This is a genomic window from Jingyaoa shaoxingensis, assembly GCF_014385005.1.
Lineage (GTDB): Bacteria > Bacillota > Clostridia > Lachnospirales > Lachnospiraceae > Marvinbryantia > Marvinbryantia shaoxingensis.
Map to the genome: position 1 here is coordinate 128743 of NZ_JACRSZ010000010.1, position 10459 is coordinate 139201.

The following is a 10459-nucleotide window of genomic DNA, read 5'->3' on the forward strand; positions in this document are numbered from 1 at the left end:
TCCTTTAAAGCATCTGTTTATTTCGCAAAAAATTCCACAATTTCGGTATATCCTTCTGCTGTGAGCTGGTCTTTCTGGAACTTTTTATTCTTTTTCATCATATTCATGCTGACAACTGTGCCGTCTTTTCTCTTCTCTTCTGCCTGACGGAATACATCCAGAAGTTTGTCTTTTGGCATATTCTTCTCAATCAGGAATGCTGCCTTGCCAGCCTTGTTTGGCACCTGGTAGTCTTTTTCCAGAAGCAGCATGACAATTCGTTCAAAGCCGATAGAGAAACCGCATGCCGGTGTCTGGTTGCCCGTAAAACGTCCGATCATCTCATCGTAACGTCCGCCGCCTCCGACAGAACCGGAGAATCCATCAATACTGATCTCAAAAATAGGTCCGGTATAATAAGACATTCCACGCACCAGCGTCGGATCAAATACGATCTTGAAATTGGCAGTACGTACCGTTTCTACACTCTCGATAATCAGAGCCAGGTCATCCGCGGTCTTCTCATCCAAAACACCATTTAACGTCTCTTTCAGGTATTTCACGCCTTCCAGATCCGGTGTTACCTTCTGGAACAGCTCCAGATATTTGCTGACAGCTTCTTCCGGGAAGCCTTCTTTCTTTAGTTCTTCTTCTACTCCTTCCAGACCGATCTTATCCATCTTGTCAAGGATGATGAATACCGTGTCATAGCTGTCTGTTTCAAATCCACTGTAGGCAGCCATAGCCTTCAGGATACGTCTGTCGTTAATGCGAATTGTAAAGTTTTCAAAATCCAGCTTGCCAACCAGTGTGGAGGTTGCCAGGATCAGTTCGATCTCTGCCAGAATGGTAGGCTCTCCCAGAATATCAATATCGCACTGCATGAACTGACGGTATCTTCCTCTCTGTGGTCTGTCTGCGCGCCATACATTTCCCATCTGGAGTGCCTTGAACGGAGATGGCAGATCATTGGCATTATTCGCATAATATCTGGACAGTGGCAGCGTCAGGTCATAACGCAGTCCTCCGTCTACCAGATCCGCTTCGGACTGTGCACTTTCCAGTTTCAGTTTTTCTCCTCTCTTGAGGATCTTAAAAATCAGCTTTTCGTTCTCTCCACCCTGCTTGCTGGAAAGATTCTCGATGTGTTCCACGCATGGTGTCTCAATTGCTGAAAATCCAAACTGTCCGTAAGTTTCACGAATCAGTCCCATGACATAATTTCTGATCTCCATCTCTTTTGGAGAGATATCTTTCATTCCTGTTACCGGTTTCTTCTTCAAACTCATAACATTCCTCCTCGTTATCTTTTATCCTGTCCATTTTCTGGCAGATCCAGTTTCAGATCCTGATGATCCAGAAGTTCCTCTTCTTCTGTCTCGTTCACCACATCCATCAGTGCCAGAAATACTTTCATATCAAAATTTTTCACTTCAGACATCATCTGTTCCATGGCCTTTTCCACAGAATATGCTGCCCGGTATGGTCTCACCGTTGTCAACGCTGCAAATACGTCACATACACGCAGGATTCTTGCTCCCAGCGGGATCTCTTCTCCTGCAATATTCGCAGGATATCCCGTTCCATCGTAATTCTCATGATGATAGAGCACCCATTTTGTCAGTTCCTGCGGATATCCCTGTTCCTGAAGAATGGCATATCCCAGAACCGGATGTGTACGAATATACCGCATCTCCTCTACTCGCAGAATCTGGTCTTCTCCACGCCGGAAGACATTTTTCACCATCTCCTGCTTGCCTACATCATGTAGCAGTCCCATAACAGCCAGATTATAACACATTTCTTTATCCAGCAACAGTTTCTTTCCTATTTTATATGCCAGATTGCTTACACAGATCCCATGGGACAGTTCCTTGGAAAGATCCCCATTGATCAGATGATAAGTTTTTCCGTTTTCATTCTTCATTATTGTGAATCCGTTTCCATTAGTAACCTTTTGCGCTCAATCATCTCGTCTATACGTTCCACATAGTTTTTGATGTCCTTTACATTTTCTGTCCGTTCGATTCGATCCCCACAGACTTTCTTGGACGTAGCACCAGCTCCGAGAGCCAGTATGCTCTGTTTTTCTTCCATAATCAAAATATTATAGATACCGGCACTGTCCGGCTTGGCATAACCCACATTTTCAAAGTTGCCTGCCATATTTTTCTGACGGTACAGATAGTACGGAGAATGCCCTGCCTGATATGCATATCTGGCTGTCATCTCCATAATCTGCTGATTATTGGTAAAGGTCATCTCTTTATACTGATCTTTGAACATATTTAACCTGGCAGCGCGCTTCACTGCCAGAGAATGCACTGTGATACTGTCTGGATCCAGCGCTGTCACTTCTTTCATGGTGTGTTCCACCTGCTCGTATTCTTCTCCCGGGAGTCCCACAATCAGATCCATATTGATATTATCAAATCCTAATTCTCTTGCCAGATGAAAAGCATCCACGGTCTGTTCCACGGTATGCCTTCTTCCGATAATATCCAGTGTCTTCTGATTCATCGTCTGTGGATTAATGGAGATTCTGCTGATACCGTGAGCCCGCAGCACTTCCAGCTTCTCTCTGGTAATGCTGTCCGGGCGTCCCGCCTCTACTGTAAATTCCTTCAGATAGCTCCGATCAAAGCATTCTTCGATCTTCGTCAGAAGCCGGTCCATCTGATATGGTTCCAGTGTAGTCGGTGTTCCTCCCCCCATATAGATGGTATCCAGCTTACGGTTCCGGTAGATCTGCGCACAGGCCTCGATCTCCCTGCAGAGAGCGTCCAGATAACTATCTACCCTGTCTCTCCATACTGCCAGCGGACTGGAGCTGAAGGAACAGTACAGGCAAATACTCGGACAAAATGGAATTCCCACATACAGGCTGTATCCGTCTTCATAATTAATATCTTTTAAAATATGCCGTTCCCGGTTGGCAATCATGATGGAAAGTGCGGTCTTCTCATTGCTGGTGTAATAGGTCTTGCGCATATAATCTGCGATCTCTGTGTTCTTCCAGCCCTGTTCCAGAAGTGCCATCGGAATCTTGGTAGGACGGATACCTGTCAGATTGCCCCAAGGGAGTGACTGTCCTGTATGGTCTCTGAGCATCTCATAAAGCATGCTCTTAAGTACATTCTTAGTTGCCTTACGGTCTGCTTCATAATCTACATCACGCTGCGCTTTTCCAAGAATCTCGTTCTTTTTCCCCACAAGTTCCAGACTGATCTGATCTGACTGATAATCTACCACCAGCTTTTTCTCCCAGCCTTCTGGTTCTGCCTCACCTTCCTGATACACAGGAACATCCATTCCCGGATAAAATGCCCGTATCAGAGAATGGATATCGTATTCAAAATCTCTTTTATTTAACTGTACTGCTATCATATTCGTTTCCTTTAACTATAAGGATTGTATCTTTTTTCATCTGCGATACTGGTATCGCATTCATGCCCTGGCATGACTCTGGTCGCATCCGGAAGAATCTGCAGCATTCTCTGTACCGATCTTCTCAGTTCACCCATGCTTCCGGTTGGCAGATCGGTTCTTCCCACTGAATGGCAGAAAATCGTATCGCCGGAAAAGAGAACCTGTTCTTCTTCAATATAATAACAGGCGCCGCCTTTGGTGTGTCCAGGTGTATGATATGCTACGATATCAAATCCTGCCACCTGAAACTTCTCTTCATCCGCCAGTTCATGGTCACACTTGACTGTAAACGCAGATGCCCAGTTTGCAGACAGATTCAGGGTGGAATCTTCCATCACTACGGCTTCTGCACCCATGGCATATACCGGCACCTGGAATTCCCTCTTCAGTCCGGATACGGCACCAATATGGTCAAAATGTCCATGTGTCAGCAGGATTGCCTTCAGTGTCACACCATCCTGTCGGATCCACTGTGCAATATCCTCTGCACGGTCTGCCGGATCCACCAGAAACGCTTCTTTCGTCTCCATATTAATTCCCAGGTATACATTCGTTGCCACCATTCCAATGACACGCTGCTCTATTTTTAATTTTCCCATCGTTGCTCCTTATCCGGTGGTACGTTCAATATCAATTACGCTCTCCACCTGTCTGAGTTTTGCAATCAGTGAATCCAATTCTCCACGGCTTCCTACCTCAAAAGACAGAGAAATGGTCGCAGTCCCCTGCTTGCTGGTTCTGGAGTTCACTCCAATCATGTCAATCTGACGCTCAGTAAAGATCTTGGAAATATCTACCAGCAGACCGGTACGGTTGTTGCCGAAGATCTTAATCTCCGCCGGATATCTTCCCGCCATATCACCTGCTGCCTGCCACTCTGCATCAATCAGGCGCACCCGGTCTTCACTTGGCAGATGAATCATATTCACACAGTCTGTCCGGTGAATGGTCACACCTCTTCCTCTGGTGACAAATCCCACAATCTCATCTCCCGGTACCGGGCTGCAACATTTTGCAAACCGGACTGCAACATCATCGATTCCTTTGACAATAATGCCACTCTTGTTCTGTGTCCGTTTATTCTTATCCTTACCTGCTACAGTCACTGTAGTTCCGGCATTTTCCACTGCCTGCAGTACCTGCGCATCAGTCAGTTCCTTCTTCTGCTTCTTCTTATATTCTTCCAGAAGGCGGTTTCCCACCTGTCCTTCTTTCAGCCCACCATGTCCTATGGCAGCCATTACAGAATCCCAGTCACGGAATCCGTATTTTGCCATTACTGCCTGCATGAATTCCGGCTTCAGCAGATCGCTCTGCACAATGCCTTTTGCTTTACAGTAGCTGGCAAACAAATTCTGACCTTTGACAATATTATCTTCTTTTAATTCCTGCTTAAACCACTGGTTGATCTTGTTCTTAGCCTGTGTACTCTTAACAATCTTCAGCCAGTCACGGCTCGGACCCTTGGAGTTCTGTGAAGTGATGACCTCCACGCGGTCTCCATTCTGAATCACATAATCGATATTGACCAGCTTGCCGTTGACTCTGGCTCCTACCATCTTGTTGCCGACTGCTGAATGTACGCTGTAGGCAAAGTCGATCGGTGTGGATCCTGCCGGAAGATTCTTCACATCCCCTGCCGGAGTGAAGCAATATACATTCTCTGCAAACAGATCAAGGTCGCTTTTTAACAGATTCATGAATTCTCTGTTATCTGACATATCCCGCTGCCATTCCAGAATCTGGCGCAGCCAGGTCATCTTGGCTTCTTCCTGATTGCCGGATGACTTCTTGCCGTCAGATTGTTCCTTATATTTCCAATGTGCAGCAATACCATATTCCGCAGTACGGTGCATCTCAAACGTACGGATCTGAATCTCAAACGGAGTACCGTTCGGTCCGATCAGCGTGGTATGAAGAGACTGGTACATATTCGGCTTCGGCATGGCAATATAATCCTTGAAACGCCCCGGAATCGGTGTATACATTTCATGAATCACACCCAGGGCTGCATAACAGTCTTTTACAGTGTCCACTATGATGCGTACTGCAAACAGGTCGTAAATCTGATCCAGAGTCTTGTCCTGATTCACCATCTTCTTATAGATACTGAAAAAATGCTTTACTCTTCCATCTACCTGTGCCTTAATCCCTGCTTCGTCGATATGTCTTTTTACTTCATCTACGATTCCCTGTACAAACTTTTCCCGTTCTGCCTTACGCAGTGCAATCTTCTCTACCAGATCGTAGTAGACATCTGGCTGAAGATACTTCAATGAAAGGTCATCAAGTTCTACCTTGATCTTGGATATACCAAGGCGCTGTGCAATCGGAGCGTAGATATCCATGGTCTCTCTGGCTTTTTCCTTCTGCTTCTCCGGACGCATGTATTTGAGCGTTCGCATATTGTGCAGCCGGTCAGCCAGCTTGATAATGATGACACGGATATCTTTGGCCATGGCAAGGAACATCTTTCTTAAGTTTTCTGCCTGCACCTCTACCTTATCAGCAGAATAGCTTAACTGTCCCAGCTTAGTAACGCCATCTACGAGCTGTGCAACTTCTTCTCCGAATTCATCTTTGATCTCGTCGTAGGTCATAACTGTATCTTCTACTACATCGTGAAGCAGTCCCGCTGCAATCGTCTCCTTGTCCATCTCCAGGTCTGCCAGAATAATTCCGACACAGAGTGGATGAATGATATACGGTTCACCAGACTTTCTTTTCTGATCCTTATGCGCTTCTGCCGCCACCTGATATGCCTTCTCGATCATGGACAGATCAGCAGACGGATGATACTTACGGATGCCGGCAAGAAGCTCCTGGTGAAGCTTCTCCGGGTCTGTGAAATCATCCATCTTCTTTACGCTGGCTTCTACTTTTTTAATTTCTTCAAGTTTTGTTGTATTCTCTGTATTATTCATCTAACCACCGTCTAATCCGGACATCTGTCTGAGCCGCCTTATTTTCCCTCATAACAGATTACGGATGCTACTTCATAATCTTTCAGCTTTTCTCTTCCCTTTAATCCTGCAAGCTCAATCAGGAATACATTCTTTGCTACAACGCCGCCCAGTTCTTCGATCAGTTTGTCGCATGCTTCCAGAGTACCGCCGGTTGCCAGAAGGTCATCGATGACTACGACTCTCTGTCCAGGTTTAATTGCATCTTTATGCATCTCAATCTCAGCAGTGCCATATTCCAGATCATAAGAACGTGACACTGTCTCACAAGGAAGTTTGCCCTTTTTTCGAATTAATACAAATGGTTTGTGTAAATTATAAGCAATCGGAGCTCCAAAAATGAATCCTCTGGATTCTGTTCCTGCAATCACATCTACCTTATCAGAATCAATCAGCGCCTGCATTTCATCTATTGCCATCTGCAGTCCGTCAGCATCCTGCAATACACTTGTGATATCACGGAAAATAATCCCAGGTTCCGGAAAATCCGGAATACTTCTTACATATTCTTCCACAGACTTTTTCATTTGTCTCTCCTCCACTCAAATTAGATTTTCTAACCACAAAACATTCCTGTTATCGATAAGGAAGTTTTCTATAATTATGTTAAAAAAATAAATGCTATCTTGAAGTATAGCATTTATTAGTCCTAGAATCAAATGTAAATTTGCAGTAACTCTTCAGACCTCACGTTAAAGATACCGGACAGTTACAATTGGAATAAAATAAGTCTTTCCTGAAAGCAAAAAAAGATGCAGGAGATGGGACTTGAACCCACACGGTCTTAACGACCACAGGCACCTGAAGCCTGCGCGTCTGCCAATTCCGCCACTCCTGCATTTCTTGTGTGCTTCGTGTTCCTCAGCACATGTATTAATATACAATATTCATTTCGAAATGTCAACTACTTTTTTTATTTTCTTTTCATGCTTTTTTGTTTCCCTCTTTTGCTGGCTATGTTATACTCAATCAAAGATATTATAATAAAAGTTTACAGGAGTACTATGGAAAAATACAGAAAAGTTTTGATTTTATCTCTGAAAATCGGAATCGGGAGCTGCGCTGCTCTCCATCTTGCTGAATATATGAATCTGAATTATGCAATTTCTGCAGGAACCATTACGCTGCTTACGCTCATGACTACCAAGTGGCAAACACTGCACCTGTCACTGTGGCGGATTGCCACGTTTGTCCTGACTATTTTTCTGACATGGCTGTTTTATCCGCATATAGAAGCATCCTGGATTGCATATGGTATAGTTCTGACCATTCTGGTCTTTGTCTGTGAGATTCTGGATCTGCGATCTACAATCTCAGTCAATGCAGTCATTGCCGCTCATCTGCTTACTCAGCGTGAACAACTGGAACAGGCTGTTGTCAATGAATTTCTGCTGGTACTGATTGGGATTATCCTTGCTGTCCTTTTCAATCTGGTTCATATGAATCGAAGCCATCGGAGACACATTATCTCTAATATGTCCATCGTGGAGAACAGACTTCAGATGTTGATGGGCGCCCTTGCCGCTTATCTCTCTAACAAACAGATGGAACGGAACGTGTGGGAAGATATCGTTTCCCTGGAGCATGATCTTCAGGACTGTGTGAAAGAAGCATATGAATATCAGAATAATACCTTTCACTCTCACCCTGAATACTATATATCCTATTTTGAAATGCGTTATAATCAGTGTCAGATCCTGCATAACCTTCATTATGAAATGCAGAAAGTCCGCACCATGCCGGAGCAGGCTCATGTCATTGCCAATTATATGTTATATATGGCAGATTTCATTCAAGAGAAAAATTATCCTGAACAACAGATTCATCATCTGGAAGAAATCATGTCGTCCTTTCGTGAAAGCCCCCTGCCGCAGAGTCGTGAGGAATTCGAAAGCCGAGCCATGCTATATCATATTATGATGGATCTGGAGGATTTTCTGAAATTCAAGAGTCGTTTCATCAGTGAACTGAATGAACAGCAGCTTCAGATCTACTGGCGCAACGATATGGAAAATGCTGAAAAATAGTTTTATAAATTTTTCGTTTTTTATCTTGACATTTATATCCTATATAGATATAATATTACTTGCTTGCGGAAGTGTCGGAACTGGCAGACGAGCAAGACTAAGGATCTTGTGGTGGTTACACCGTGTGGGTTCAAGTCCCATCTTCCGCATATTAAAAGTTCATCTATTTGATGGGCTTTTTTGTTTATAGTTGCTATCTTTTACAATTTTCTTCTTGACATTTATATCTCATGTAGTTATAATATTATTTGCTTGCGGAAGTGTCGGAACTGGCAGACGAGCAAGACTAAGGATCTTGTGGTGGTTACACCGTGTGGGTTCAAGTCCCATCTTCCGCATCACTTAAATCAAAAGTCCCATCCTTTGGATGGGGCTTTTTGATTTAGAAGCGAAGGGAACTTGAATCCATGGATTCAAGCTCTTCGCTTCGCTACGGTCGGTGCTAAACGAACGTCCCCCGGACGTTCAGCACCCCATCTTCCGCACTCTTTAAACAAATGTTTTATCCTTTGGATGGGACTTTTTGATTTAGAAACGAAGGATGTTGTTTTACAATTAATGGAGGTTTTTTATGAGATATAAGAATATTGTATTTGATTTTGGAAATGTGATTGGCAGTTTTGATGCAGATTATATTCTTGATCAGTATGTTCATATTAAGGAAGATTTTACAATTCTGGCTAATGCGATCTTTAAGAACTGGCCGGCTCTGGATGCCGGTACGATTGATTATGATCAGACTGCCGCTGAAACCATTGCCTCTCTTCCGGCTCATCTGAAGGATACCGCCCGTGATTTTTATGCGAACTGGTTTCAGTATGTGAATCCCCTGACTGATACCTGGGATTTTATTCATGAGCTGAAGGAACGTAGTTATTCTGTATATCTGCTGTCCAACGCTTCTACCCGATTTGCAGAAGTAGCCAAAAAATACTATCCTATTTTAAATGAATTTGATGGTATTGTTTTTTCTGCACCATTAAAACTGGCAAAACCAGACCCGGCAATCTATCAATATTTATTTGATACTTTTCACCTTTCCCCAAAAGATTGTTTCTTTCTTGATGATCTTGTGGAAAATATCAATGCCGGGCAGGCTCTGGGTATGGATGGCATCGTCTTTACCGGAGATATTCAGGCTGTAAAAAGTGCCATCGGCTTCTAAACCGATGGCACTTTTTTATAGTTTTACTCCATATCCTTTATATTGTATTCTGGTAATAATATACCCATAGGATGATTTGGATGTTTTCTTTAACTGAAATGTTGTCTTTCCTATATTCTTAGATATTTTTTTATTCTCATAACTTCCCATTACATTTGTAAAACTAATCTCGTATAGTTTGCTGCTCTTCTGCACTATCTTCAGATTCTTATAGCCTGGTTTATGAGTTCCCCAGTCTCCACCTGCATAAATATATGGCTTCTTTTGCCAGCTGCTATGTCTTTTACTGATCCATTTTCTCTTTTACTGTTTTTCCCTTTTTTACACGTGATACTTCTGCATCTGTGTAATAAGCTACCAGTCTTGTCAGTCTCTTGATCTTGGCATCTGACGACATTTTCTTAGTTACGTCTGTACTTTTTGCCTGTACCGCTGAAGGCACCAACAATAACATCATCATGGCAGCTATCACGCAAATCCACTTTTTCTTTCTCTTCATAACTTATTCCTCCCGTTTGCTTTTATTCTTTTATAGCACTCTATTTTTGCGATTTTTTCCAGACCAGAGTTATTGAAAAAACAAAGTAAGATACAAAAAAAGATCCAGGACCATTCCTGAATCTTGACAAAAGTTTTGTACCTTCAAAACCGCATACGGTAAATACTTTTCATCCGTGTTTCCCAAACCTTTTGGAAGTTCTGTTCGCTTCGCTCCCAGAACGACCTTCCTGCTAAGTTCTGCCTTCGTCTTCCGACTCGCCAGTCACTAAGCACTCAGGTCAAGCCTTCGACCTATTAGTGACAGTCAGCTCCATACATTACTGCACTTCCACCTCTGCCCTATCTACCTCGTCGTCTTCAAGGGGTCTTATTGCTTTCGCATGAGATATCTCATC

The 10459-nt window shown here is 43.5% G+C and carries 9 protein-coding genes, 3 tRNA genes and 1 rRNA gene; 4 read left to right on the forward strand and 9 right to left on the reverse strand.

From position 1 onward, the window contains the following. Positions 1-17: 17 nt before the first annotated feature. From hisS to H8716_RS10935, 7 genes are all read right to left on the reverse strand, one after another. Positions 18-1268, reverse strand: coding sequence for a histidine--tRNA ligase (gene hisS / locus H8716_RS10905; protein ID WP_249308859.1), 1251 nt, complete (start codon positions 1266-1268; stop codon positions 18-20). Positions 1269-1282: 14 nt separating this feature from the next. Then, complete coding sequence (locus H8716_RS10910; RefSeq protein WP_249308860.1) at positions 1283-1906, reverse strand: HD-GYP domain-containing protein; 624 nt, start codon at positions 1904-1906, stop codon at positions 1283-1285. After that, the gene (gene hemZ, locus H8716_RS10915) at positions 1906-3366 is read right to left on the reverse strand and encodes a coproporphyrinogen dehydrogenase HemZ (protein ID WP_249308861.1); all 1461 of its coding nucleotides are present in this window, start codon (positions 3364-3366) and stop codon (positions 1906-1908) included. The genes H8716_RS10910 and hemZ overlap by 1 nt, the downstream gene beginning before the upstream one ends. 11 nt (positions 3367-3377) lie before the next feature. After that, positions 3378-4007: an MBL fold metallo-hydrolase gene (locus H8716_RS10920; RefSeq protein ID WP_249308862.1), complete on the reverse strand. Its 630-nt coding sequence runs from the start codon at positions 4005-4007 to the stop codon at positions 3378-3380. Between the two features lie 9 nt (positions 4008-4016). After that, positions 4017-6332 (reverse strand): RelA/SpoT family protein, encoded by a 2316-nt coding sequence (locus H8716_RS10925; protein WP_249308863.1) that lies wholly within the window; start codon positions 6330-6332, stop codon positions 4017-4019. Positions 6333-6370: 38 nt separating this feature from the next. Continuing rightward, entirely contained in the window at positions 6371-6898 is a 528-nt protein-coding gene (locus H8716_RS10930; RefSeq protein ID WP_249308864.1) for an adenine phosphoribosyltransferase, read from the reverse strand. 226 nt (positions 6899-7124) lie between these two features. Further along, a tRNA-Leu gene (locus tag H8716_RS10935) sits at positions 7125-7209 on the reverse strand. Positions 7210-7375: 166 nt separating this feature from the next. Here H8716_RS10935 and H8716_RS10940 point away from each other — a divergent pair. The 4 genes from H8716_RS10940 to H8716_RS10955 all read left to right on the forward strand — a co-directional run bounded on the left by H8716_RS10940 (position 7376) and on the right by H8716_RS10955 (position 9563). Further along, positions 7376-8398: an aromatic acid exporter family protein gene (locus H8716_RS10940; RefSeq protein ID WP_249308865.1), complete on the forward strand. Its 1023-nt coding sequence runs from the start codon at positions 7376-7378 to the stop codon at positions 8396-8398. A gap of 65 nt (positions 8399-8463) precedes the next feature. Next, positions 8464-8547, forward strand: a tRNA-Leu gene (locus tag H8716_RS10945). Positions 8548-8652: 105 nt separating this feature from the next. Further along, positions 8653-8736, forward strand: a tRNA-Leu gene (locus H8716_RS10950). 233 nt (positions 8737-8969) lie between these two features. Further along, on the forward strand, positions 8970-9563 hold the full coding sequence (locus H8716_RS10955) for an HAD family hydrolase (RefSeq protein WP_249308866.1): 594 nt from the start codon (positions 8970-8972) through the stop codon (positions 9561-9563). Between the two features lie 283 nt (positions 9564-9846). Here H8716_RS10955 and H8716_RS10960 read toward each other — a convergent pair whose 3' ends face one another. Then, positions 9847-10062 (reverse strand): hypothetical protein, encoded by a 216-nt coding sequence (locus H8716_RS10960; RefSeq protein WP_249308867.1) that lies wholly within the window; start codon positions 10060-10062, stop codon positions 9847-9849. Positions 10063-10338: 276 nt separating this feature from the next. After that, positions 10339-10459 (reverse strand): 23S ribosomal RNA (locus H8716_RS10965); the annotation flags it as partial.